This is a genomic window from Geodermatophilus sp. SYSU D01186, assembly GCF_054050215.1.
In genome coordinates this window covers 15946-38731 of record NZ_JBJGYW010000014.1, presented here as the reverse complement: position 1 = coordinate 38731, position 22786 = coordinate 15946, and the positions used below count along the sequence as shown (strand labels likewise).

Sequence of the window (22786 nt, the reverse complement as noted above, 5' to 3'; positions counted from 1 at the left end):
CCACGGATTGTCACAACTGCATAACGACGGTTACGGTGGGGTGGTCCGCTCGACCGTCGCGTCCCCGCCCGGGGAGCCCCGAACGGACGCCGCCGAGTCGCCCTCCGGGGTGAGCCGGGGACCCATCGCAGTACTGGGGTGAATCCCGCTCCGGGCATCCGTCCGGAACGAGTAGGGCTGCTTCCCGCCCGAACCCGTCAGCTAACTCGGTAGGCGGCCATCGGAAGAACGGAGAGCCGCCGGATGGCGCGCCCTTGCCCTGCAGCACGACCCTGCCCGAGCCGGTACCGCCCGAGCCGGGTGCCCCCGCGCACCTGATCGCACGCGGCCGTCCCTGACGCACGCCGCCCGCGGGCCCACCTCGAGCACCTCCGCTCGACCGGCTGACCGCCGCTTCCCCGGTGACCCGCGCAGGCGCCCGGACGACCGCAGCCCCGCTGCCCGCTCGCCCCCGCAGCCCGCCGCCCTCCGGCGCGCCGCTGCGCCGTAGACCCCGGAGCACACCCCCTCATGGACCCCCGCACGACAACCGGTCGCGCCGCCGACCGCCGCAGCGGTTCGCGCCGCCGTCCCCCGGCGACCGTCCGCCGTCCCGCGCTGTACCTCGGCGTGGCCACCGCCGGCGCCCTCATGGTCAACGTCCTGTTCGGCTCGGACCCGGCCGCGCAGGCCGAGGCCGGGCCGTCGGAGTCGGTCAGCGTCGCCGCTGAGCTCGGGCTGACCGCCGACTCCGCCCCCGCCGCCCAGGCGACGCCGGACCTGGAGTCGCTCGAGCAGCTGACCGCCAGCCGCAGCAGCCGCGAGGCCGAGCAGACCGCGGCGCAGCAGGCCCAGGCCGCCGCCGACCAGGCCGAGCTGGACCGCCGGAAGGCCGAGGAGGAGGCCGCAGCGCGGGCCGCCGAGGCCGCGAAGGCTGCCGAGGCCGCGAAGGCTGCCGAGGCCGCGAAGGCCGCCGAGGCCGCGAAGGCTGCCGAGGCCGCGCAGGCCGCCGAGGCCGCGAAGGCCGCCCAGGCGGCGAAGGCCGCCCCGCAACGTTCCGGTGGGTCCGCCGGAACGGCCGCGGCCTCGGGGAGCGTCGCGGCCACCACCGTCGCGCGCATCACCAACACCGCCGGGCCCACGAAGCCCCCGGCGCAGGCGGCCGCCAACGCGGTGGTCAGCAACGTGCCCGGCGCCGCCGGCATCACCATCGGCGGCACCCGTGCCAGCGCCGCCGACCCGGGCGGCCACCCCTCGGGCCTGGCGCTGGACTACATGACCAGCTCCGCGCTCGGGGACACGATCGCCCAGTACCACATCGCCCACTGGGACGAGCTGGGCGTGGACTACATCATCTGGAAGCAGCGGATGCTCAGCTCGCCGAACGGTGCCTGGAAGGCCATGGCCGACCGCGGCAGCCCGACGGCCAACCACATGGACCACGTCCACGTGAACTACCGGGGCTGACCGCCTCCCCGGCGGTCACGGCCGCCCGTGCGCGTCGCGGGCGGCCGCGACCACCTCGGTCAGCGTCTCGTCGTCCCGGGCGACCCACGCCCGGCCGTCGTCGGTGAGCACGAGCGGGCGCTGGATCAGCCTCGGGTGCTGCACCAGCAGCCGGACCCACGTGTCGGCGTCCCGGGGGAGGTCCCGCAGCCCGAGCTCGCGGGCCAGCGGCTCGGACATCCGCGTGACGTCCCACGGCTGCAGCGCGAGCGCGCCCAGCGCGGCGCGCAGCTCCGACTCGGTCGGCGGGTCGTCGAGGTAGCGGCGCAGGGTGTACTCCACGCCGGCCTCCTCCAGGTGGTCGCGCGCGGTGCGGCACTTGGAACAGGACGGGTTGAACCAGACCTCCACAGTGCGACCCTATGGTGCCCACGCCGATCGGCAGACGTCCTAGACATCTGTTGCGGGGTGCACCGGTCGGCGGCATGCTGGTCGGCGGGCGGGGCCCTGGGGCGTTCCCTCGGGTGCGCCCCGCCCGCCAACGTCCGACACGGGGGTTTGGGCGACGCCGTCCGAGGGCACCCCGTCGGCCGACCGGCCCCGGCGTGGCCGTGAAACCCCCGCGCCGGGGCCGTGGCGCGTGCGCACCCGGGCCGGCCCCGGTGTCGCGCCGGACACATCCGGCCGACACGCCCAGCGGCCGCGTCTCGCCGGGGTGGGGCACCCGCCATGGCACAGACACGGTTGAAGCCGGTGGGCGAGCAGGTCGTCGTCGTGATGGGCGCGTCGAGCGGCATCGGCCGCGCGATCGCGGCCCGGTTCGCCGCCGAGGGTGCGCGGGTCGTCGTCGCGGCACGGGGCGAGGCGGGGCTGCGGTCCCTCGTCGAGGAGATCCGGGCGGCCGGCGGCGAGGCCTGCGCCGTGGTCGCCGAGGTCGCCGACGCGGCCCAGGTGCGACGGGTGGCCCAGCGCGCGGTCGACGAGTACGGCCGGCTGGACACGTGGGTGCACGCCGCCGCCGTCCTGCTCGTCGCCCCGTTCGAGGAGACGACGCCGGAGGAGTTCCAGCGGGTCGTCGACGTCGACCTGATGGGCCAGGTCCACGGGGCCATGGCCGCCCTGCCGCACCTCAGGCGGGACGGCGGCGCGTTCGTCTCCATCTCCTCGATGGGCGCCGAGCGCGGGGTGCCCCTCCAGACGGCCTACTGCGCGACCAAGCACGGCATCGACGGGTTCCTGGAGACGCTCCGGACCGAGGTGCGCCGGGGGGGCCTGCCGGTCAGCATCACCCAGGTCCTGCCCGCGACCATCAACACTCCGCTGTTCGACCAGGCGCGGACGAAGATCGGCGTCAAGCCCGTCGCGCCGCCGCCGATCTACCAGCCCGAGGTCGTCGTGGAGGCCGTCCTGCACGCCGCGGAGCACCCGGTCCGGGACGTCGTCGCCGGCGGGTCGGCGAAGGCGCTGATCCTCGGCGAGAAGCTCGCCCCCCGCCTGGTCGACGCGCTCATGACCCGCTTCGGGTTCGAGGCCCACGACACGGGCGTGCCCGAGCCGGCCGACGCGCCGGACAACCTCTTCGCCCCCCTGGACGGGTACGACACCGCCCGGGACGGGTTCGACGGCCAGGCGCGGGAGCGCAGCCTGTACACGTCGCTGCGGCGGCACCCCGTCGTCGGCCGGATCCCGCTGGCGGCGGAGGCGCTGGCCGCGGCGGGTCTGGTCCTCCGGCCGCTGATCCCGTGGTCAGCGGCCGGAGGCGGCCGCGGCGCGGTCCACGAGGCGGACCACCCGCCGCGGGACGTCGGCGATCGCGCTGTGGCCGGCGAACGGCAGCAGGCGGAAGCGGGCGGAGGGCACCAGGAGCGCCAGCCACGCGGCCTGGCTCAGCGTCATGACGTCGTGGGTGCCCTGCGCGACGACGACCGGGCAGTCGACGGCCCAGTAGTCGATCGTGGCCTCGCGCACGACGGCGGAGCGGACCAGCCGCCAGAAGTCCTCGGTGTCGGCGAACGCGCGGACCAGTGCCGCGGCCTCGGCGGCCGGCGTGCGCCATCCGCGCGCCCGCAGGAGGCTCAGTGCCGCCGTGCGCGGCACGGCCCCGTGGAGCACGGCGTCGGCGACCGGGGCGAGTGCGCCGAAGCCGAGGCGGGCCACGGCGAGCAGGGCGACCTGGACGGCCCGCTCCGGGGGTGTGAGCGGTCCGGTGGGCGCGATGGCGACGACCGACCGCGCCCGCTGCCGCCGGGCGAGCTCGAGGCCGAGGCGCGCGCCGAGGGAGACGCCGAGGACGTGCGGTTCGCCCATCCCACGCCGGTCGAGCTCCTGCTCGACGGCGTCGGTGAGCGTCGCGACGTCGGCCCGGACGTCGGCGGGCAGCGGGGGCGAGGAGCCGTGGCCGGGCAGGTCGAGGGCGAGGACGTCGTAGCGGCGCACCAGCTCGGGCAGCACCGCCCCGAACTCCGCACGGGTGCTGCCCAGCCCCGGGAGCAGCAGCAGCGGCGCGCCGCTGCCCTCGCGGTGCCCGCTCAACCGGTGCAGGGGTGTCGGCCTGTCCACCCGCGTCATTGAACGACGGGCGGCCGGCGTCCGCGCGGCGGTCAGGCGTAGCGGGCCGCGAACTCGCCCGGCGTCATCGCCGTCACCCGGGCGAAGTCGCGGGTGAAGTGCGGCTGGTCGGCGTAGCCGAGCGCCGCCGCGGCCGCCCCGAGCGAGGCCGTGCCGGTGCGCAGCCGCTCGGCCGCCTCCTGCAGGCGCCGGCGCTGGATCAGCCACTTCGGCGTCAGGCCCAGCCGGCGGGAGACCAGCCGCTGCAGGGCGCGCTCGGACAGCTCGAACTCCGTGCAGACCTGGGCGACCCGCGTGACGTCGCTGCGGGACTCCACGAACGCGACGACCCGGTTGACCAGGTCGCCCTCGGCGTCGACGGGCAGGAACGCCCGCAGCACCCTCTCGTACGCCGACACCGCCCGGTGGTGCGCCGCGGGCGCGTGCGGGTCGGCGGACATGGCGGCCCGCACGCCGGCGGTCAGCTCCTCGCCGCGGGTCCCCAGCACCTCGGCGACGTCCACCGAGCGGTCGGTGTAGCCGGCCATGGAGGCCCCGGTGACGAGGCTGCCCGCGGCCGGGGCGAGCATCACGCCCACGGCCCAGCCCGCGCCGCTCAGCGTGGTCGTCGACAGACCCGAGACCACGCCGTGGAAGCGGGCGTGGTCGACGGCGACGACGAGCAGGGAGCCGGGGTACTGCAGGACGCGCTGCGGCGCCTCCTGCCCCGGCGGCACCGACCAGACCGGGATCCAGTACCGCTGGAGGAGGCCGGTGAACTCCCCGCCCGCGGCGTACCGGTACATGACGTGCGACGCGTCGCCGGGCTCCTTGAGGTGGGCCCGCTCGACCACGTCCAGCCGGGGCCGCTCGCTGTCGGGTTTCATCAAGACGCAGGGTGCCGCATCCCGCACGCTCCGGGCATGACCAGCACCGCGGACCGGTTCGCGTCCGCCTCCCGGCCCCTGCTCGACGTCCTCGACGCCGTCCCCGCGGACGCGTGGACCGCCCCCTCGCCCTGCGAGGGCTGGACCGCCCGCGACGTCGTCGGCCACCTGGTCGACACCCAGCGGGAGTTCCTCGCCGGTCGCGGCCTCGACCTCGGGCCGGCACCGGACGTGGCGGCCGATCCCGCCGCGGCGTGGCGGGACCACGCGCAGCGGGTGCTCGCGGTGATCGCCGACGACGGGGCGGCCGGCGCCTCGTACGAGGGCTTCTTCGGGCCGACGACGGTCGGCGCGACGTTCGAGCAGTTCTACGTGTGGGACATGGTCGTGCACCGCTGGGACGTCGCCCGGGCGGCCGGGGTCGACGCCGGTCTGACCGACGCCGAGCTGGAGCGGGTGGAGCGCGGCGCGGACGGCTTCGGGGAGGCGCTGCACATGGAGGGCATCTGCCGGCCGGCCGTGCCGACGGGTCCGGACGCCGACCGGCTCACGCGCGTGCTCGCCCGGCTCGGGCGGAGCGCCTGACCCGCCGCCGGCGACACGGGCCGGTCAGGCGCTGAGGACGTCGCGCCGCTGCAGGCGCAGGCGACGGCGCTCGCGCTCGGACAGCCCGCCCCAGATGCCGAATCGCTCGTCGTTGGCCAGGGCGAACTCCAGGCACTCGGCCCGGACGTCGCAACCGGTGCACACGCGCTTGGCCTCACGCGTGGAGCCGCCCTTCTCCGGGAAGAAGGCCTCGGGGTCGGTCTCGGCGCACAGGGCGTCGAGCCGCCACGTCTCGTCGGAGGCGGCGGGGAGGGGCCACTCCGGCAGCGACCGCTCGGCGGTCGCGGACGCGTCGGTCAGGAGGGTCAGGGACGGGCGGCTGAAGGACGACACGGGAAGCTCCTCGGGTGGGTCGGGAACGCACCGACGTGACGGACCGGTACGAACTGGCTGCTGTCCGTGACGTTACGTATCCCCCCATCGGGTGGCACAGGCCCAGATCGAACGAAACCGTCTCGTCCGGTTGGTGGATTGTGTCGGACCGCGGGGAACGGGGTGTCGGGTGAGCGCGACCGGACCGGTGCGGATCGGCGTCGTCGGAGCCGGCATCGTCGGCCTGGCGGTGGCCCGCCGGCTCGCCGAGCTCCGGCCGGACGCGCGCCTCACCGTGGTGGACAAGGAGCACGACGTCGGCGTCCACCAGACCGGGCGCAACAGCGGCGTGGTGCACGCGGGCCTCTACTACCCGCCGGGCTCGCTCAAGGCGCGGCTGTGCACGCGGGGCAGGGTGCTGCTCCGGGAGTTCTGCGCCGGCCACGGCCTCGTCTACGACGAGTGCGGCAAGCTCGTCGTCGCCCGGGACGACGGCGAGCTGCCCGCGCTGCGGGAGATCGAGCGCCGGGCCACCGCCAACGGCGTCCCCGGGCTGCGCCGGCTGGACGGCGGCGAGCTGCGGGAGGTCGAGCCCGAGGTGGTGGGGGCGGGGGCCCTGCACTCCCCGCACACCGCCATCGTCGACTTCCGCGCGGTCGCCCGTGCCATGGCCGAGGACCTGCGGCGGGCGGGCCACGAGGTCCGGCTGGGCTTCGAGGTCACCGGCGTGCGGCGGCCGCCCGGCGGGGGAGTGGTGGTCGGCTCCGGCGGGCAGGAGCTCGCCGTCGACCGGCTGGTCGTCTGCGCCGGCCTGCAGACCGACCGGGTGTCGCGGCTGGCCGGCGACGAGGAGGGGCCGGCGATCGTGCCCTTCCGCGGCGAGTACCTGCGCCTGGTGCCCGAGCGGAGCTCGCTGGTGCGGGGCCTGGTCTACCCGGTGCCCGATCCGCGCTACCCGTTCCTCGGCGTCCACTTCACCCGACGCGTCGACGGGGGCGTCGACATCGGGCCCAACGCGGTGCTCGCCCTGGCCCGGGAGGGCTACCGCTGGCGCGACGTCCGGCCGGGGGAGCTGCTCGCGACGCTGACCTGGCCGGGCATGCGGCCGCTGGCGCGGCGGCACTGGCGCACCGCCGTCGCGGAGGTGCACGGCTCGCTGTCGCGCTCGGCGTTCGTGGCCGCGGCGCGGGAGTACGTGCCGGCCCTGACCCCCGCCGACGTGCGGCGCGCCCCGGCCGGCGTCCGGGCCCAGGCGGTGGACCGGGACGGCACCCTGGTCGACGACTTCCGGGTCAACCGGCTCGGCCCCGTCGTCACGGTGCGCAACGCGCCGTCGCCGGCGGCCACCTCCTCGCTGGCGATCGGGGAGTACGTGGCCGAGCGGGTGCTCGAGCCGGACTGAGCGCGGCTCACCCCGCCCCGGGGCCGGCCGGCCCCTCGGGCCCCTCGGCGAGGAGCAGGTAGAGCGACCGGCGGGCCTCGGCGAGGACCGCCGCCGCCCGGACCCGCTGGCCGTCGGAGCCGGTGCGCGCCACCTGGCGCGCGGCCGCCGCCAGCTGCTCGAGCGGCCCGCGCAGGTCCGCGCCCGGACCGGCACCGGGAGCGCCGGCGAACGGGTCCGGCCACGCCTCACGGCCCGACTCGACGTGCTCGCGCCCGGCGTCGGTCAGCGTCACCAGCTTGCGGCCGGCGTCCGCGGTGACGGTGACCAGGCTCTCGTCCTCCAGCTGGCTGATCGTGGGGTAGATGGCGCCGGGGCTCGGCGTCCACCGGCCGCCGCTGCGCTCGGCGATGGACTGCATGAGCTGGTAACCGTGCATGGGCTCCTCGGCGAGCAGCAGCAGGACGGCGGTGCGGACGTCGCCGCGCGGTGCGCGGCCGCGGCCGCCGCGGCGGGGGTGCACCGGGCCGCCTCCGGCGAAGTCCGGCCGGCCGTGGTGGGGGTGGTGGTGGCGCAGGCCGGGGTGCCGGCCCTCGCGCCCTCGCATGGGGTTCATCGCTGACCTCCAGGTGTATCGGATGACGGTAACGATACATCGTTACCGTCCCTGGTCAACCCCTCGGGCGGTGGACGGCGGGTCCCCGGAACGGACGGCGACCGCGCGGCGCCCCTCCCGGTGCGCACCGCCGATCCGGTAGACAGCGGGGGTTGTCGCGACCGCGTTCCGCTCGGCGCCGGTCGGGTCGAGCCAGGGACGCCGACGGGGCCGCGCAGCCGGTCCGCCCGACGAACGGAGATCCGATGAGCACGGCCACGAGCACGGACCGACAGGCGACGGCGCACACCGCCGACAGCCACGACCTGATCCGTGTGCACGGCGCGCGCGAGAACAACCTCAAGGACGTCAGCGTCGAGCTGCCCAAGCGCCGGCTGACCGTCTTCACCGGCGTCTCCGGCTCCGGCAAGAGCTCGCTGGTGTTCGGCACGATCGCCGCGGAGTCCCAGCGGCTGATCAACGAGACCTACAGCGCCTTCGTGCAGGGCTTCATGCCGACGCTGTCGCGGCCCGAGGTCGACGTCCTCGACGGGCTGACGACCGCGATCATCGTCGACCAGGAGCGGATGGGCGCCAACCCCCGCTCGACGGTCGGCACCGCCACCGACGCCAACGCGATGCTGCGCATCCTGTTCAGCCGGCTGGGCCGGCCGCACATCGGCTCGCCCAACGCGTTCTCGTTCAACATCCCCACGGTGCGGGCCAGCGGGGCGATCACCGTCGAGCGCGGCGCGAAGACCAAGGCGGAGAAGGCGACCTTCACCCGGCTCGGCGGCATGTGCCCGCGCTGCGAGGGCATGGGCTCGGTCACCGACTTCGACCTGACCGCGCTGTACGACGAGACCAGGTCGCTGAGCGAGGGCGCGCTGACGGTGCCCGGCTACAGCATGGACGGCTGGTACGGCCGGATCTTCGCCGGTGCCGGCCTGCCCATGGACAAGCCGATCGCGAACTTCACGAAGAAGGAGCTGCACACGCTCCTCTACGGGGAGCCCACCAAGATCAAGGTGGAGGGGGTCAACCTCACCTACGAGGGCGTGATCCCCAAGATCCAGAAGTCGATGCTGTCCAAGGACGTCGAGGCGATGCAGCCGCACGTCCGGGCGTTCGTGGAGCGCGCGATCACCTTCACCACGTGCCCCGAGTGCGACGGCACCCGGCTGGCCCCGGAGGCCAGGTCGTCGAGGATCAACGGGAAGAACATCGCCGACCTCTGCGCGATGCAGATCAGCGACCTCGCCGCGTGGATCCGCGACCTCGACGAGCCTGGGGGCACCGCCCACGGGGACGATGGCGGTAGCCCCCCGTGGGGGACGGTGGCCCCGCTGCTGACCGGGCTGCAGCACCTGCTCGACTCGTTCGCGCAGATCGGGCTGGGCTACCTCTCGCTGGACCGGCCGGCCGGCACGCTGTCCGGGGGCGAGGCCCAGCGCACCAAGATGATCCGCCACCTCGGCTCCTCGCTCACCGACGTCACCTACGTCTTCGACGAGCCGACGATCGGCCTGCACCCGCACGACATCCAGCGGATGAACGAGCTGCTGCTGCGGCTGCGGGACAAGGGCAACACCGTGCTCGTCGTGGAGCACAAGCCCGAGACGATCGCGATCGGCGACCACGTCGTCGACCTCGGCCCCGGCGCCGGCACCGAGGGCGGGCAGGTGGTGTTCGAGGGCACCGTCGAGGGGCTGCGGGCCAGCGGCACGCTCACCGGGCGGCACCTGGACGACCGCGCCTCCCTCAAGCCGTCGGTGCGGACGCCGTCCGGGGTGCTGGAGGTCCGCGGCGCCGGCACCCACAACCTGCGCGACGTCGACGTCGACGTCCCGCTCGGCGTGCTCTGCGTCGTCACGGGGGTCGCCGGCTCCGGGAAGAGCTCGCTCATCCACGGCTCGGTCGCCGGCCGCGAGGGCGTGGTGGTGATCGACCAGACCGCGATCCGTGGGTCGCGGCGCAGCAACCCGGCGACCTACACCGGGCTGCTCGAGCCGATCCGCAAGGCGTTCGCGAAGGCCAACGGCGTGAAGCCGGCGCTGTTCAGCTCCAACTCCGAGGGCGCCTGCCCGACCTGCAACGGCGCCGGGGTCATCTACACCGACCTGGGGGTCATGGCGACCGTCGAGACCACCTGCGAGGAGTGCGAGGGCAGGCGGTTCCAGGCGTCGGTGCTGGAGTACACGCTCGGCGGCCGGAACATCGCCGACGTGCTCGCGATGTCGGTCGTCGAGGCCGAGGAGTTCTTCGGCGGCGAGGGGGAGGCGCGCACGCCGGCCGCGCACAAGGTCCTCGACCGGCTCGCCGACGTCGGCCTCGGCTACCTCACCCTCGGCCAGCCGCTCACCACGCTGTCCGGCGGCGAGCGACAGCGGCTGAAGCTGGCCACCCAGATGGCCGAGAAGGGCGACGTCTACGTCCTGGACGAGCCGACCACGGGCCTGCACCTGGCCGACGTCGAGCAGCTGCTCGGCCTGCTCGACCGGCTGGTCGACTCCGGCCGCTCGGTCATCGTCATCGAGCACCACCAGGCGGTCATGGCGCACGGGGACTGGATCATCGACCTCGGCCCCGGTGCCGGCCACGACGGCGGCCGGGTCGTCTTCGAGGGGACGCCCGCGGAGCTGGTCGCCGCCCGCTCCACCCTCACCGGCGAGCACCTCGCGGCCTACGTCGGCGCCTGACCCCGGCCCCCGCGGGCCGGGCGACCCCTGTCGATCATGGAGTCCTCGCTCGGGACACGCCGGCCGGCGGCGTGTCGAGCGACATCCACCCCGTGATCAACGGCGGGTCACCGTCAGCGGCAGGGGCGGCGGACCCGGTGGATGCGACGTCTCCCCGCGGCCGGGCCGTGCGCTCAGCCCGGCCCGCGGGGGCGCAGCTCCAGCCACAGCCAGCCGGCGAGCAGGACCGGGACGACCACGAACCCGGCCAGCGCGGCGACGCTGCCGAGCAGCGAGCCCAGCCAGGCCAGGAGCAGCGGTGTGCCGAAGCCGGTGTAGGCGAAGGCGTAGAACGCGCTGTTCATGGCACCGCGGGTGTGCGCGGGCGCCAGCCGGGCGGTGAGGGTCAGCCCGGCGGTGAGGCAGAGGCCGCCCCCGGCGCCCAGCAGCACCGCCGACGGCAGCAGCACCGCCTGCGTCCCGGCGACGACCGCGACCACACCGAGGCCGTGGCCGACGGCGCCCAGTGCCATGCCGAGCGGCGCCGCGCCCCGGTCGGCGCGGCGCCCGACGCGGGCGGCGACCGCGCTGGCGGCCAGGGCCAGCCCGCCGATCAGCCCGGCGTAGGCGACGCCGACCCCGTCGCGGACGACGAGCAGGGGCAGCAGGGTGGCGGCGACCGACGGGAAGGCGAAGACCCCGACGGCGGTGGGGGCCAGCACCGCCCAGAACGGCCGGCGCGCCTCCGGCGGCAGGCCCAGGGTCATGAGCCGGCCGGGGCGGCGGACGTGCACCGTCTCGGGCACCGTGGCCAGCGCGGCCAGCCCGACGACCAGGACGGCGACGTGCACGAGGTAGGGCAGGGTGGTCGGGGCCGGGCCGTACTGGGCCAGCACCCCGCTCAGGGCCGGTGCCACGGCGAAGCCCAGCGACGTCGACACCGCCCCGCGGGTGGCCGCCGACTGCTGGCCCTCGGGCCCGGCCAGCTCCTGCAGCCACGCGTTGGCCACCGAGAACACGACGCCCGACACCACGCCCTGCACCAGCCGCCCGGCGTAGAGCAGGGGCAGGTGGTCGACGGCGGGGAGGAACAGCAGCGAGGCCAGGCCGGCGACGACCGAGAACGGCAGCACCAGGGCCCGCCGTCCGAACCGGTCCGAGGCCGCACCGGACACGGTCAGTGCCGCGATCAGGCCGACGGCGTAGCAGCCGAAGACGGCGGTGAGGTCGGCCTCGGACAGGCCCAGGGTGCGCCGGTAGACCAGCAGCAGCGGGGTCGGGATGTTCGTGCCGAGGGCGACGGTGAACAGCCCGAAGGTGAGGGCGTCCAGACGCCGCCGCGTGACGTCCCGTTCGCGCGTGGCCTCCGGCACCCCGCGGACGCTACCGACGCCGCGGGAAGAACGGGCGGAGCGCGAGCGGCGGGCGGAACGGCCGCCAGACCCCGTCCGGGGCACCGAGCCGGTCGGCGAGCAGCCACAGCACGGCGGGGTTGTGCGCCAGGCCCAGGTGGCTGCCGCGCACCTCCACGTTCTCCCGGTGCCGGCCCGGCGGGTACCGGCAGGCCGACCAGTCGACGACGCCGTCGGCCCGGGTGAGCACGGAGGTGGCCGGCACCCGCAGCGAGCCCGCCTCCGCCCAGGGCCGCGCGAACGCCGCGGCGCCCGGGGAGAGCCACGAGCCGCGGTCGACCAGCTGCGACGCCGTCCGCACCCAGGGCGGCTGCCGCAGGACCGGGCTACCGAGCGTCACCAGCCGGCGCACGCTCCCGGGTCGCGCCCGGGCCAGCTCCTGGGCGTACAGCCCGCCGAGGCTCCAGCCGACCAGGCTCACCCGCTGCCCGGAGTCTCGGTGCAGGCGGTCGAGGCGGGCGCGCAGGTCCTGGACGACGCGTCCCGTCGGGCCCCGGTTCGTGCCGAGGCTCCAGCCGGAGACGTCGTGGCCGAGGGCGCGGAGGAACCCGCGCAGCAGGACCGTGGCGGGATCGCCGGTCATCAGTCCCGGGAGCACCAGCACCGGGTGCCCGTCGCCGCGGCGCGCCGCCGCCAGCACCGGCCAGGTCGCCAGCAGCGCGGCGAGGTCGAGGCCGGCGCGGGGTGGCTCGGTCAGCAGGGCCCGGACGGGGGGACGTCGGATCGGCACCGGCACCACGTTCCCGGACCGCGGCCGCCCGTGCCCTCGGTGGGGCGGGGAGATCCTGCGTCGTCGGTCACACCGGGGACCCGACCCGGAGCGACCAGGTGGACAGCTGCCCGGCCCGCCGGAACCCCAGGGCCTCGTTGACCGCGACCATGGGCCGGTTGGACTCCGCGTTGTAGGTGCTGATCCGGCGGACCGCGGGCAGCGTCGCCACGAGCTCCCGCAGCACCGCGACCTTGACCAGGGTGCCGAGGCGCCGGCCGCGGTGCTCGCGCAGGACCAGCGTGCCGGCCTGCTGGGCCCGCTCCGGCTGCGCGAGGGGGACCTGCAGGTCGGTGAAGGCCACCAGCCGGCCTCTGGTCACCGCCCCGGCCGAGAGCACCGTCCGGCCGCGGGCGACGTGCGCCTCCTCGTACTCCCGCACCCGCGCGGCGTCCCAGTGCTCCTCCTCGACCGGGAGGTCCCCGTGCGGGGCGTCGGTGGTCATGCGCCGCTCGAGCAGTGCCCGGTCGTGGACCAGCCCGTCCGGCGTCCGGTCCCGCCAGGTGACCACCTCGTAGCCGCGGCCGGCCACGCGCGCCTGCGCCTCGAGCGCCGACAGCCGCGCCTCGTCCGGCGGGAGCAGCAGGTCGCGACGGCTCTCCAGGAGGTCGCACCGCCAGCCCGAGCGCAGCGCGAACGCCCGGCCGGCCACGCCGGGCGCGGGCTCGTCGACGTCGGCGACCAGCTGGGTGCGGCCGGCGCCCCGGGCCACCCGCACCGCCTCCTCCAGCAGCCGGGCGCCGACGCCCCGGCGGCGGTGTGCGGGGGAGACGGCCAGGTCGACGTGGGCGACAGTCGGGTTGTCCCGCAGCGGCAGCAGCAGCCGCAGCGCGCCGACGACGGTGCCGCCGGCCAGCGCCACCCGGTGGGTGCCGGTCAGGGAGCCGCCCGGGGCGAGCAGCCGGCGGGCGAGGGCGACGTGGTCGCCGGCCGGCCGCGGCGGGTCACCCGGCCGGTCCGCGCGCTGGCTGTCGGCCCACACCCGGCACCAGGCGGGGAACCGCTCGTCGTCCGGGCCGATCTCCGCGATGCGCACGTCCCCGTCCTACCTCCCGGCGCAATCCGGTTTCGGGACGGCGGCCTACCGGCGGGCGCGGATGAGGGACAGACTCCGGGAGACACGGGGACCCAGGACGTCGACCCGCGGGAGAGCCCGATGCTCGACCACCCGACCCCCGGCGTCGGCCGGTTCGTGCAGGGGCCGTTCGCGCCGGTCACGGAGGAGGTCACGGCGTTCGACCTGCCGGTCACCGGCCGCCTCCCGGCCGCCCTCGACGGGCGCTACCTGCGCAACGGGCCCAACCCCCTGGGGCTCGACGAGCCGGTGCAGCACTGGTTCCTCGGTCCGGGCATGGTGCACGGCGTCCGGCTGCGCGACGGGCGGGCGGAGTGGTACCGCAACCGGTGGGTCCGCTCCCGGCACGTGGCCGCGGCGCTGGGGGAGCCGTGGCCCGGCGGCCCGGTGCACGCCGACACGGACTTCGCGGCCAACACCCACGTCGTCGCCCACGCCGGCCGGACGCTGGCCACCGTCGAGGCCGGCCCGCTGCCGTACGAGCTCACCGACGACCTCGGCACCGTCGGCCCGTGCGACTTCGGCGGCACGCTGCCCGGCGGGTACGCGGCCCACACGAAGCTCGACCGCCGGACCGGGGAGCTGCACGCCGTCGCCTACTTCTGGGCCTGGGACCACGTGCAGCACGTCGTCGTCGGCCCGGACGGGCGGGTCGGCGCCACCACCGACGTCCCGGTCCCGGACCGGCCGATGATGCACGACTTCGCCCTCACCGACCGCTACGTCGTGCTGCTCGACCTGCCGGTCACCTTCAGCATGGACGCCGCCGTCGCCGGCTCGCAGCTGCCCTACGCCTGGAACCCCGAGCACCCGCCGCGGGTCGGGCTGCTGCCGCGCGAGGGGACCGACCGGACGGTCCGGTGGGCGGAGGTGGACCCGTGCTGGGTGTTCCACACCCTCAACGCCCACGACGACGGCGATCGGGTGGTCGTGGACCTGTGCCGGTACGACGGCCGGTACGACCTCGCGGACCTGAGCGGGAACGGGCGGCTGACGCTGGACCGGTGGACCGTCGACCCGGCGGCCGGCACCGTCCACCGGCGCTGCCTCGACGACCGGCCGCAGGAGTTCCCCCGGGTCGACGAGCGGGTGGTCTCCCGGCCGCACCGCTACGGGTACAGCGCGGCGACCGCGGACGTGAGCGCCGCCTCGGTGCGGGCGGACGGCGCGTTCCGGGACGACGCGTTCGCCGACGCTCTGCTCAAGCACGACCTCGCGACCGGGACGGTGGAGGCTCACCGGTTCCCCGGCGGCACGGTCGGCGAGGCGGTGTTCGCCCCGTCGTCACCCGACGCCGGCGAGGACGACGGGTACGTCATGGCGTTCGTGCACGACCCCGACCGGGGAGCCGCCGACCTGGTGGTGCTCGCCGCCCAGGACTTCGCGGGCCCACCGCTGGCGCGGGTCCACCTGCCGGCGCGGGTGCCGCTCGGCTTCCACGGCAGCTGGATCCCCACGGCCTGAGGCGGCGCCGGCTCGGGACCGGGCGGCGGTGTCCGGGTCGTCAGCCGCCGGCGGCGCTCAGGCCGACTCCGCCCGCAGCGGGCCGGACCGGAGCGGGGGCGTCGCCGGCGTGCCCTGGTCCTCGACGACCCGGACCTCGACGACGTACTCCCCGGGGTTGGCGAACACGTCGCGGAACCCCTCGTCCCGCACGACCTCGCAGCCCGAGCCCGAGCCCTCGATCCACTGGTCACCGATCCCCAGGTCGACGACCTCCCGACCCGCGCGGTCGAGGATGTGGCTCTCGATGCCGTCCCCGTCCTGCGGGAGGTCGTTGTCCCAGATGAAGCAGATCACCGGCAGGGTGTTGCGGTCCTCCAGCTCCAGCCACGCCTGGCCGCCGTTCTGCCAGTCGGCACGCAGGTGGACGCCGTCGTCCTCCAGCGCGGCCAGGGTGGCGGTCACCCCGGTCGCGAGGCCCACCGTGGCCAGGGCGCCGACGACCGCGGTCCGCCTGCTCCAGGTCCTCATCGTGTCGTCTCCGCTCGGCTCGGTCAGGTGACGATGACGTGGGCGGTGGCCGTGCCGGCGAGCGCGCCGGTGAGCCAGTGCCGGAACTCGTAGGTCACGGTGTGCGTGCCCGCGGCGGTGGGGGTCAGGATCATGTCGTAGCGCTCGGCGGTGACCGTCTCCAGCCGGTTCCCCGGCAGGGGGGTGGGCTCCGGGAGCAGCTCGCCGTCGGACATGTGCACGACCGGGGCCAGCGCCGCCGGGAAGCGCACGACGTTGACGAAGTACGCGCCGGTGAGGTGGCGCAGCAGCACCCGCTGGCCGACGCGTGCCCGCACGGTCGTCTTCCGGTTGTTCCGCGACTGTCGTGCGTCGACGCCGTTGACCGTGAAGTAGCGGGGCCGGAACCTGTTGAGCCGGGTCCGGTCGGCGATCGCGTCCTTCTCCCCCGAGGCGTGGTTGTAGTCCCGCCACGACGGGTCGATGTCGTAGGTGGCCCACAGCGCCTCGACGTCGTACTGCGGCCCGCCCACGTACAGGGTCCCCGGGCCGGACGGCGGGTCGATGACCAGGTAGCCGAACATGCCCATCTGCACGTGCAGCGGGGCGTTGCGGTGGCAGTGGTAGAAGAACGTGCCCGCCCGGGAGGCCCGCCACTGGTAGGCGTACTCGCTCTTGACGGTGAACGAGGTGTCCGGGACGCCGTCGTTGTAGGTGGACGGCTCGATGCCGTGGTGGTGGATCGTGTGCCGGTTGATCGCCGGGTCGATCACGGTGTGCACCACCTGGCCCTGCCGCACGCGGATCGGCGTCGACGGGAACGGCTTGTCGTCGTCCGGGTCCTTGAACGCCCAGTACTCGACGTCCTCGCCGTCGGAGAACTCCAGCTTGTCGTTGAAGACCTTGCGCTCGAAGGTCACGTCCGGGCGGACCCGCCCGGGCGTCTCGGGAGCCGCCTCCGGGTAGTTGTGCCCGAAGTGCGTGGCCTGGGTGAGGTCCGCCGGGCGGTTCTGGTCGATCGGGACGAGGCCACCGGCCATCGTGTCCACTCCATTCAGTCGAAGACGGCCTCGGAGACCATGCCGCCCGCGTAGTGGCCGCCGCTGGCGGTCTCGGCCATCTCGATGTGGTCGTGCACCACGTACTTCTGCGCGCGGTCGACCACCGGGAAGGAGTCCGGCGGGGTGTTGAAGGGGAACAGCACGTCCACGGCCGTGCCCGGGGGGACCCGCACGGTGTCCTTGTTCGTGCCGACGATCCACGGGGTGTCCGGGTGGCTGAGCACCCAGATGTGGTTGCCGTGGAAGTGCACCGACCGGGGCGCCCGCCCGGTGTTGATCATGCGGACGAGCGTGGCGTCCCCGGGCTCGGTCAGGGACCCCGCCTCGCCCTCGAGGTACGTGGCCGGGTCCTCGACGGCCAACATCCCGCTGATGCCGTTGATGAGGAAGTACTCCGGCTCGGGGTCGTTGGGCAGCGCCACCCGGCCACCGGCGAGGTCGCGGGCGGTGGCGGGGTTCAGCTCGGCGAACAGCCACGTGCGCTCCTGGACGATCTGCGTCGGGATCGCGGCCTGCTGGGTGCCGAACAGCGGCTGGCGGCGGGCCCGGGCCAGGGCTCCGGGGAAGTTGGCCTCGATGGAGCCGGCCGCCCCCCGGGCCCGGACGACGAGGGCGCCCGTGGCGCCCAGGGCGCGTCCGGTGTCGGCGCTGCCGTCGACGGTGCCGATGTAGACGAAGGTCCCCGGCCGGGCCGGCGCGGTGAAGGAGATCGTGCGGGTTCCGCCCGGGGCGATCGGGGTGCCGTCGACGCCAGGGACGCCGGGCACCGCGAGCCCGATCCGCCGCGTCGTCCCGTTGCTGATCGTCAGGTTCACGGTGTCCCCGGTCTCGACCTCCAGCCGGCCGCCGGGGATCTCGGCCTGCGCGGGGGTGCTGCCGAAGCCGAGGACCGGCACCACCAGGCCGTCGATCATGGTGCGCTCGCCGTCGAGCGCGAAGACCTCCGCGTCGACCACGTCGGCCGCGGCCCGTCTCGCCGTGCCCAGGAGGCCGGCCGACGCGAGTGCCAGGGTGGCCGCGGTGCCGGTGCCGAGCCGGAGCACGGCCCGGCGGGAGACGCGGGGATCTGCGGTGTCCATGAGCGGTCCTCCGGGGCTCGGAGCACCCCGCCGGGCGGGGGAGCGGTGCGCTGCCGACCCAGGATCCGGCGGACCGCACTCCCTCGACCATTCCGATCCAGGGGGGTCCGTATTACCCCGTTTGGGGGACATGCCGCCCCGGCGCGGGGCGCCCGCGTCAGAGCCGGGCGGCGCCGCCGGTGCCGTCGGCCGGGAGCGGGAGGACGCCGGAGCGGGCCAGCCGCTGCGCCAGCAGCGTGCCGTCGCCGGCGCGGACCACGGGCACCGCGCCGACCCGTTCCTCGCTCTCCGGCGCGGCGGTGCCGATCGGGGCGACGGTGCGCAGCGCGATCGCGGTCACCTGGCCGGGGTGCGAGCCGGCGAACCCGCGGTAGATCGCGGGGTCGTGCTCGCCGTCGTCGCCGACCAGGACCCACCGGACGCCGGGCAGGTCGCGGGCCAGCCGCTCCAGTGACCCCCGCTTGTGCGCCTGCCCGCTGCGGAACCAGGCCCGCGGGCTGATGCCCCAGTCGGTGAGCAGGACGGCGCCGGACGGGAAGCCGTGCCGCGCGAGGAAGTCGGTGATCGGGCCGGCCAGGTTCCAGGGCCCGTTGCTCAGGTAGACGACCGGGGCGTCGGGCTCGCCCTCGACCAGCCGGTTCAGCAGCGCGGCCATGCCCGCCACCGGACGGCGGGTCGAGCCGTTGCCCGCGAAGGTCCGCCAGGCGGCCCGCAGCGGGTGGCGGATGCCGGTGATCCACACCGTGTCGTCGATGTCGCAGACCACCCCGCGGTCCGCGTCGGGCGCGGCGACGTACACCGGGGCCGGCACCGGCGGGCGTCCCTCCACGTGCAGCAGCGCGGTGGCCGGCCCCGGCGGCAGGTCGACGGGGACGGTGAGGTCGACCAGCCCGGCCTCGTCGGCCCGCGCGCGGACCCGGGTGGTGCCGAGGCTGACGTCGATCTCCCCGTGCGCCTGCTCCAGCGTCAGCAGCCGCCGCCAGCCGGGGATGTCGCGGCGGGCGTTCGGGTCGGTGCCCACGGGGGCCAGCAGCAGCCGTCCCCGCACCCGGGCCCGGCCCCGCGCGGCGTAGCCCGGGTAGCCGAGGGCGGCGAGGGTCCAGCCGCGGTCGCGGGCGCGCTCGGACAGGGCCCGGTCCAGCCGGGTCTTGGCGCGGTAGGCCGCGGCGACCAGCCGCGACGGGTCCCCGGTCACCCGCGCAGGTCGTCGGCGAAGGCGACGACGCCGCGGGTCAGACCCCGCGCGTGGTGGGGACACGACGACCTCGCCCACCTGCGGACTCCTCCTGTCGTCAGCGTCGCGGGCGCCGGCCGATCTTCGACCCCAGCCAGGTGAGGGGGTCGTACCTGCGGTCCACCACCCGCTCCTTGAGCGGGATGATGCCGTTGTCGGTGAGGTGGATGCCCTCCGGGCAGACCTCGGTGCAGCACTTGGTGATGTTGCAGTAGCCCAGCCCGAACTCCTGCTGCGCGGCGTCGCGACGGTCCCGGACGTCCAGCGGGTGCATGTCGAGCTCGGCCAGCCGGATGAGGAAGCGCGGGCCGGCGAAGGCCCGCTTGTTCTCCTCGTGGTCGCGGACGACGTGGCAGGTGTCCTGGCACAGGAAGCACTCGATGCACTTGCGGAACTCCTGCGGCCGCTCGACGTCGACCTGCTGCATCCGGTGCGTGCCGTCGTCCTCCCGCGCCCGCGGGGTGAACGCCGGGATCTGCGCGGCCTTCTCGTAGTTGAACGACACGTCGGTGACCAGGTCGCGCACGACCGGGAAGGTCCGCATCGGGGTGACCGTCACCGTCTCGTCCTCGGCGAAGGTGGACATCCGCGTCATGCACATCAGCCGCGGGCGCCCGTTGACCTCCGCGCTGCACGACCCGCACTTGCCGGCCTTGCAGTTCCACCGGACGGCGAGGTCCCCGGCCTGGGTGGACTGCAGGCGGTGGATGACGTCGAGCACGACCTCGCCCTCGTTGACCTCCACCCTGAAGGTCTGCAGGTCACCACCGGCGGCGTCGCCGCGCCAGACCCGGAAGGTGGCGTCGTAGCTCACGCTGACTCCTCGAAGATCTCGGCGAGCTCCGGTGGCATCGCGGGGAGGGGTTGCCGGCTCAGCGCCACCGAGCCGTCCGGGGCGCGCGAGCAGACGAGGTTGGTCCGGGCCCACTCCGCGTCCGGAGCCGGGTAGTCGTCACGGGTGTGCCCGCCGCGGCTCTCCTGACGCTCCAGGGCGGCGTGGGCGATGCACTCGCTGACGACCAGCATGTGCGGCAGGTCCAGCGCCAGGTGCCAGCCGGGGTTGTACTGCCGGTGCCCCTCGACCGACAGGGCGGCCACCCGCTCCTTGAGCGCGGCGATGCGCTCCAGCGCCTGCTCCATCTCCGGCTCGGTGCGGATGATCCCGACGAGGTCGTGCATCGTCTGCTGCAGGTCCTGCTGCACCGTGTAGGGGTTCTCGCCGCCCTCCCGCTCGAAGGGGGCCAGCGCGGCCCGCGCGGCGTCGGCCAGCGCCTCCTCCGACAGCGGCGGGCGGTCCGCGCGGAGGAGGGCGTGCTCGGCGGCCGCCAGCCCGGCGCGGCGTCCGAAGACCAGCAGGTCGGACAGGGAGTTGCCGCCCAGCCGGTTGGAGCCGTGCATGCCGCCGGCGACCTCCCCGGCGGCGAACAGGCCCGGCAGCCGGGCCGCCGCGGTGTCGGGGTCGACCTCCACCCCGCCCATCACGTAGTGGCAGGTGGGCCCGACCTCCATCGCCTCGGCCGTGATGTCGACCTCGGCGAGCTCCTTGAACTGGTGGTACATCGACGGCAGCCGCTTGCGGATGTACTCGGCCGGGCGGCGCGAGGCGATGTCGAGGAAGACGCCGCCGTGCGGCGTCCCGCGCCCGGCCTTCACCTCGCTGTTGATGGCGCGGGCGACCTCGTCGCGGGGGAGGAGCTCGGGCGGGCGCCGGTTGTTCTTCTTGTCGTCGTACCAGCGGTCGGCCTCGGCCTCGGTCTCCGCGGTCTCCTTGCGGAAGAAGTCGGGGATGTAGTCGAACATGAAGCGGTTGCCCGCGGAGTTCTTCAGGACGCCGCCGTCGCCGCGCACGCTCTCGGTGACGAGGATCCCGCGCACCGACGGCGGCCACACCATGCCGGTCGGGTGGAACTGCACGAACTCCATGTTCACGAGCGTGGCGCCGGCCTGGAGCGCCAGCGAGTGCCCGTCGCCGGTGTACTCCCACGAGTTCGAGGTGACCTTGTAGGACTTGCCGATCCCGCCGGTGGCGAGCACGACCGACGGCGCCGACCAGGCCACGAAGCGCCCGGACTCCCGCCAGTACCCGAAGGCGCCGGTGACGCCCGCCTCGTCGGTCAGCAGCCGGGTGACCGTGCACTCCATGTAGACGTCGATGCCGAGGGCGACGGTGCGCTGCTGCAGCGTGCGGATCAGCTCCAGGCCGGTGCGGTCGCCGACGTGGGCCAGCCGGGCGAAGCGGTGCCCGCCGAAGTCGCGCTGACTGATCAGCCCGTCGGCGGTGCGGTCGAACAGGGCGCCCCAGTCCTCCAGCTCGCGGACGCGGTCCGGGGCCTCCTGGGCGTGCAGCTGCGCCATCCGCCAGTGGTTGAGCATCTTCCCGCCGCGCATGGTGTCCCGGAAGTGCACCCGCCAGTTGTCCTCGGGGTACAGGTTGGCCATCGCCGCGGCGATGCCGCCCTCGGCCATCACCGTGTGCGCCTTGCCCAGCAGGGACTTGCACACCACGGCCGTGCGCGCGCCGGACTCGTGGGCCTCGATCGCCGCGCGCAGGCCCGCACCCCCGGCCCCCACGACGACGACGTCGTACTCGTGCTGCTCGAGCTCCATCAGAAGAACCTCGGGTCGCTGATCGTGCCGGTGGCCAGGAGGAAGACGTAGAAGTCCGCGAAGGCGACGCCGAACAGGGAGATCCACGCGTACTTCATGTGGTGGGCGTTCAGCCGCGAGACGACGGTCCAGAACCGGTAGCGCAGCGGGTGCCGGGAGAAGGAGTTGAGCCGGCCGCCGACGATGTGCCGGCAGGAGTGGCACGACAGCGAGTACAGCCACAGCAGGGCCGCGTTGGCCAGGAGCACCAGCGTGCCCAGGCCCATGTGCCCCCACGCGCCGGTCTCGTCGCGGAAGGCGAGCACGGCGTCGTAGGTGAGGACGACGTTGAACAGCAGGCCCAGGTAGAAGAAGTAGCGGTGCAGGTTCTGCCCGATGAGCGGGAACCGGGTCTCACCGGTGTAGCGCCGGTGCGGCTCGGCGACCGCGCACGCCGGGGGCGAGAGCCAGAACGACCGGTAGTAGGCCTTCCGGTAGTAGTAGCAGGTCAGCCGGAAGCCCAGCGGCACGACCAGGATGTAGATGGCCGGGGAGATCCAGGCCGGCCCGGTGAACCACTCGGGGAACGTGTCGCCCTCGCACGCGGTCGTGATGCACGGCGAGTAGAACGGCGAGATGTAGGGCTCGGCGAAGTAGTACGCGTTCTGGAAGGCGCGGAACGTCGAGTAGACGATGAACGCCACCAGGGCGACGACGGTCAGCAGTGGCTGCAGCCACCAGCGGTCGGTGCGCAGCGTGCGGGCCGAGATCGCCGCGCGACGTGGGGGGACCTGACCGTTGCCCCCGCCGGGGGTGACCGCTCCGGTCCCGCGCGGCGCGGTGGTGGTCACGACGCCGTCCGGCCGGACCCGCCCATGCCGTCGTCGTCCCCGTCGCCGTAGACGACGGCGAACGTGTCGTGGACGGACCGGGCCCGGGCGCCGCACAGCAGGGTGAGGTCGTCACGGAGCCGGCCGACGTCGACCCTCAGCCGGCGGGAGTCCACGGTGTCGCCGAAGTACCTGGTCAACGGTGCACAGGCCTGCTCCAGGGCGTCGACCGCCCTCCGAGCCGCCGCCACGTCCTGCTCCACAGACATCGCTGCCCCCAGATCGCTGCGAACGCCGCCGGGCCGGCGGTGGGGGGCAGTCGACCATGGACGTCCGGCCGGGGAAAGGGGCTGGGT

General features: G+C 75.0%; 21 protein-coding genes, 1 pseudogene and 1 riboswitch. Of the genes and pseudogenes, 6 read left to right on the top strand and 16 right to left on the bottom strand.

Going from position 1 to position 22786, the window contains the following annotated elements; translation table 11 throughout:
• Window positions 1-80 precede the first annotated feature (80 nt).
• A riboswitch (cyclic di-AMP (ydaO/yuaA leader) is annotated at window positions 81-231 on the top strand.
• Between the two features lie 279 nt (window positions 232-510).
• Window positions 511-1446, top strand: a complete 936-nt coding sequence (locus tag ACI784_RS12140) for a hypothetical protein (RefSeq protein WP_457013652.1) — start codon at window positions 511-513, stop codon at window positions 1444-1446.
• 15 nt (window positions 1447-1461) lie between these two features.
• Here ACI784_RS12140 and ACI784_RS12135 read toward each other — a convergent pair whose 3' ends face one another.
• Entirely contained in the window at window positions 1462-1836 is a 375-nt protein-coding gene (locus ACI784_RS12135) for an ArsC/Spx/MgsR family protein (RefSeq protein WP_457013651.1), read from the bottom strand.
• Window positions 1837-2154: 318 nt separating this feature from the next.
• On the opposite strand from ACI784_RS12135, the pseudogene ACI784_RS12130 reads away from it, so the two are divergent.
• Window positions 2155-3129 (top strand): annotated as a pseudogene (locus ACI784_RS12130) (SDR family oxidoreductase); the annotation flags it as partial.
• Window positions 3130-3171: 42 nt separating this feature from the next.
• On the opposite strand, the gene ACI784_RS12125 reads toward ACI784_RS12130, so the two are convergent.
• Both ACI784_RS12125 and ACI784_RS12120 read right to left on the bottom strand, forming a co-directional pair.
• Window positions 3172-3993, bottom strand: a complete 822-nt coding sequence (locus ACI784_RS12125) for an alpha/beta fold hydrolase (protein WP_457013701.1) — start codon at window positions 3991-3993, stop codon at window positions 3172-3174.
• 32 nt (window positions 3994-4025) lie between these two features.
• Window positions 4026-4859, bottom strand: a complete 834-nt coding sequence (locus tag ACI784_RS12120; protein WP_457013650.1) for a helix-turn-helix domain-containing protein — start codon at window positions 4857-4859, stop codon at window positions 4026-4028.
• A 36-nt stretch (window positions 4860-4895) separates the two neighbouring features.
• Here ACI784_RS12120 and ACI784_RS12115 point away from each other — a divergent pair, with 36 nt between their 5' ends.
• On the top strand, window positions 4896-5444 hold the full coding sequence (locus ACI784_RS12115) for a TIGR03086 family metal-binding protein (RefSeq protein WP_457013649.1): 549 nt from the start codon (window positions 4896-4898) through the stop codon (window positions 5442-5444).
• A 24-nt stretch (window positions 5445-5468) separates the two neighbouring features.
• Here ACI784_RS12115 and ACI784_RS12110 read toward each other — a convergent pair whose 3' ends face one another.
• A complete protein-coding gene (locus ACI784_RS12110) occupies window positions 5469-5798 on the bottom strand; it encodes a WhiB family transcriptional regulator (RefSeq protein ID WP_456924517.1) in 330 nt (109 codons plus the stop codon).
• Between the two features lie 169 nt (window positions 5799-5967).
• On the opposite strand from ACI784_RS12110, the gene lhgO reads away from it, so the two are divergent.
• Entirely contained in the window at window positions 5968-7179 is a 1212-nt protein-coding gene (lhgO, locus tag ACI784_RS12105) for an L-2-hydroxyglutarate oxidase (RefSeq protein ID WP_457013648.1), read from the top strand.
• Between the two features lie 7 nt (window positions 7180-7186).
• Here the strand turns inward: lhgO and ACI784_RS12100 are convergent, their stop codons facing one another.
• Window positions 7187-7774 carry a PadR family transcriptional regulator gene (locus ACI784_RS12100; protein ID WP_457013647.1) on the bottom strand — a complete coding sequence of 196 codons (588 nt, stop codon included), beginning with the start codon at window positions 7772-7774 and terminating at the stop codon, window positions 7187-7189.
• Between the two features lie 245 nt (window positions 7775-8019).
• On the opposite strand from ACI784_RS12100, the gene ACI784_RS12095 reads away from it, so the two are divergent.
• Window positions 8020-10452 carry an ATP-binding cassette domain-containing protein gene (locus tag ACI784_RS12095; RefSeq protein WP_457013646.1) on the top strand — a complete coding sequence of 811 codons (2433 nt, stop codon included), beginning with the start codon at window positions 8020-8022 and terminating at the stop codon, window positions 10450-10452.
• Between the two features lie 173 nt (window positions 10453-10625).
• Here ACI784_RS12095 and ACI784_RS12090 read toward each other — a convergent pair whose 3' ends face one another.
• The 3 genes from ACI784_RS12090 to ACI784_RS12080 form a co-directional block, all read right to left on the bottom strand.
• Window positions 10626-11804 (bottom strand): MFS transporter, encoded by a 1179-nt coding sequence (locus ACI784_RS12090; protein WP_457013645.1) that lies wholly within the window; start codon window positions 11802-11804, stop codon window positions 10626-10628.
• 10 nt (window positions 11805-11814) lie between these two features.
• Window positions 11815-12573, bottom strand: coding sequence for an esterase/lipase family protein (locus tag ACI784_RS12085; protein WP_457013644.1), 759 nt, complete (start codon window positions 12571-12573; stop codon window positions 11815-11817).
• Between the two features lie 67 nt (window positions 12574-12640).
• On the bottom strand, window positions 12641-13648 hold the full coding sequence (locus tag ACI784_RS12080) for a GNAT family N-acetyltransferase (RefSeq protein WP_457013643.1): 1008 nt from the start codon (window positions 13646-13648) through the stop codon (window positions 12641-12643).
• 120 nt (window positions 13649-13768) lie between these two features.
• Between ACI784_RS12080 and ACI784_RS12075 the strand changes: the two genes are divergently transcribed.
• Window positions 13769-15151: a carotenoid oxygenase family protein gene (locus tag ACI784_RS12075; RefSeq protein WP_457013642.1), complete on the top strand. Its 1383-nt coding sequence runs from the start codon at window positions 13769-13771 to the stop codon at window positions 15149-15151.
• Window positions 15152-15208: 57 nt separating this feature from the next.
• Here the strand turns inward: ACI784_RS12075 and ACI784_RS12070 are convergent, their stop codons facing one another.
• The 8 genes from ACI784_RS12070 to ACI784_RS12035 all read right to left on the bottom strand — a co-directional run bounded on the left by ACI784_RS12070 (window position 15209) and on the right by ACI784_RS12035 (window position 22699).
• Entirely contained in the window at window positions 15209-15661 is a 453-nt protein-coding gene (locus tag ACI784_RS12070; RefSeq protein WP_456924509.1) for a hypothetical protein, read from the bottom strand.
• Between the two features lie 23 nt (window positions 15662-15684).
• The gene (locus ACI784_RS12065) at window positions 15685-16680 is read right to left on the bottom strand and encodes a multicopper oxidase domain-containing protein (RefSeq protein WP_456924508.1); all 996 of its coding nucleotides are present in this window, start codon (window positions 16678-16680) and stop codon (window positions 15685-15687) included.
• A gap of 14 nt (window positions 16681-16694) precedes the next feature.
• On the bottom strand, window positions 16695-17780 hold the full coding sequence (locus ACI784_RS12060; RefSeq protein WP_457013641.1) for a multicopper oxidase domain-containing protein: 1086 nt from the start codon (window positions 17778-17780) through the stop codon (window positions 16695-16697).
• Window positions 17781-17937: 157 nt separating this feature from the next.
• Complete coding sequence (locus tag ACI784_RS12055; RefSeq protein WP_457013640.1) at window positions 17938-18975, bottom strand: App1 family protein; 1038 nt, start codon at window positions 18973-18975, stop codon at window positions 17938-17940.
• Window positions 18976-19072: 97 nt separating this feature from the next.
• On the bottom strand, window positions 19073-19828 hold the full coding sequence (locus ACI784_RS12050) for a succinate dehydrogenase/fumarate reductase iron-sulfur subunit (protein WP_456924505.1): 756 nt from the start codon (window positions 19826-19828) through the stop codon (window positions 19073-19075).
• On the bottom strand, window positions 19825-21621 hold the full coding sequence (locus tag ACI784_RS12045) for a fumarate reductase/succinate dehydrogenase flavoprotein subunit (RefSeq protein WP_457013639.1): 1797 nt from the start codon (window positions 21619-21621) through the stop codon (window positions 19825-19827). The genes ACI784_RS12050 and ACI784_RS12045 overlap by 4 nt, the downstream gene beginning before the upstream one ends.
• Window positions 21621-22451, bottom strand: a complete 831-nt coding sequence (locus ACI784_RS12040; protein ID WP_456924503.1) for a hypothetical protein — start codon at window positions 22449-22451, stop codon at window positions 21621-21623. Before ACI784_RS12040 ends, ACI784_RS12045 begins: the two co-directional genes overlap by 1 nt.
• Complete coding sequence (locus tag ACI784_RS12035) at window positions 22448-22699, bottom strand: hypothetical protein (protein WP_457013638.1); 252 nt, start codon at window positions 22697-22699, stop codon at window positions 22448-22450. The genes ACI784_RS12040 and ACI784_RS12035 overlap by 4 nt, the downstream gene beginning before the upstream one ends.
• Window positions 22700-22786: the final 87 nt, after the last annotated feature.

Bases quoted from the DNA above. Each gene is read 5' to 3' on its own strand.
- ACI784_RS12140 (WP_457013652.1), top strand. From the start codon at position 511: ATGGACCCCCGCACGACAACCGGTCGCGCCGCCGACCGCCGCAGCGGT.
- ACI784_RS12125 (WP_457013701.1), bottom strand. From the start codon at position 3,993: ATGACGCGGGTGGACAGGCCGACACCCCTGCACCGGTTGAGCGGGCAC.
- ACI784_RS12120 (WP_457013650.1), bottom strand. From the start codon at position 4,859: ATGAAACCCGACAGCGAGCGGCCCCGGCTGGACGTGGTCGAGCGGGCC.
- ACI784_RS12115 (WP_457013649.1), top strand. From the start codon at position 4,896: ATGACCAGCACCGCGGACCGGTTCGCGTCCGCCTCCCGGCCCCTGCTC.
- ACI784_RS12100 (WP_457013647.1), bottom strand. From the start codon at position 7,774: ATGAACCCCATGCGAGGGCGCGAGGGCCGGCACCCCGGCCTGCGCCAC.
- ACI784_RS12095 (WP_457013646.1), top strand. From the start codon at position 8,020: ATGAGCACGGCCACGAGCACGGACCGACAGGCGACGGCGCACACCGCC.
- ACI784_RS12075 (WP_457013642.1), top strand. From the start codon at position 13,769: ATGCTCGACCACCCGACCCCCGGCGTCGGCCGGTTCGTGCAGGGGCCG.
- ACI784_RS12070 (WP_456924509.1), bottom strand. From the start codon at position 15,661: ATGAGGACCTGGAGCAGGCGGACCGCGGTCGTCGGCGCCCTGGCCACG.
- ACI784_RS12065 (WP_456924508.1), bottom strand. From the start codon at position 16,680: ATGGCCGGTGGCCTCGTCCCGATCGACCAGAACCGCCCGGCGGACCTC.
- ACI784_RS12060 (WP_457013641.1), bottom strand. From the start codon at position 17,780: ATGGACACCGCAGATCCCCGCGTCTCCCGCCGGGCCGTGCTCCGGCTC.
- ACI784_RS12045 (WP_457013639.1), bottom strand. From the start codon at position 21,621: ATGGAGCTCGAGCAGCACGAGTACGACGTCGTCGTCGTGGGGGCCGGG.
- ACI784_RS12035 (WP_457013638.1), bottom strand. From the start codon at position 22,699: ATGTCTGTGGAGCAGGACGTGGCGGCGGCTCGGAGGGCGGTCGACGCC.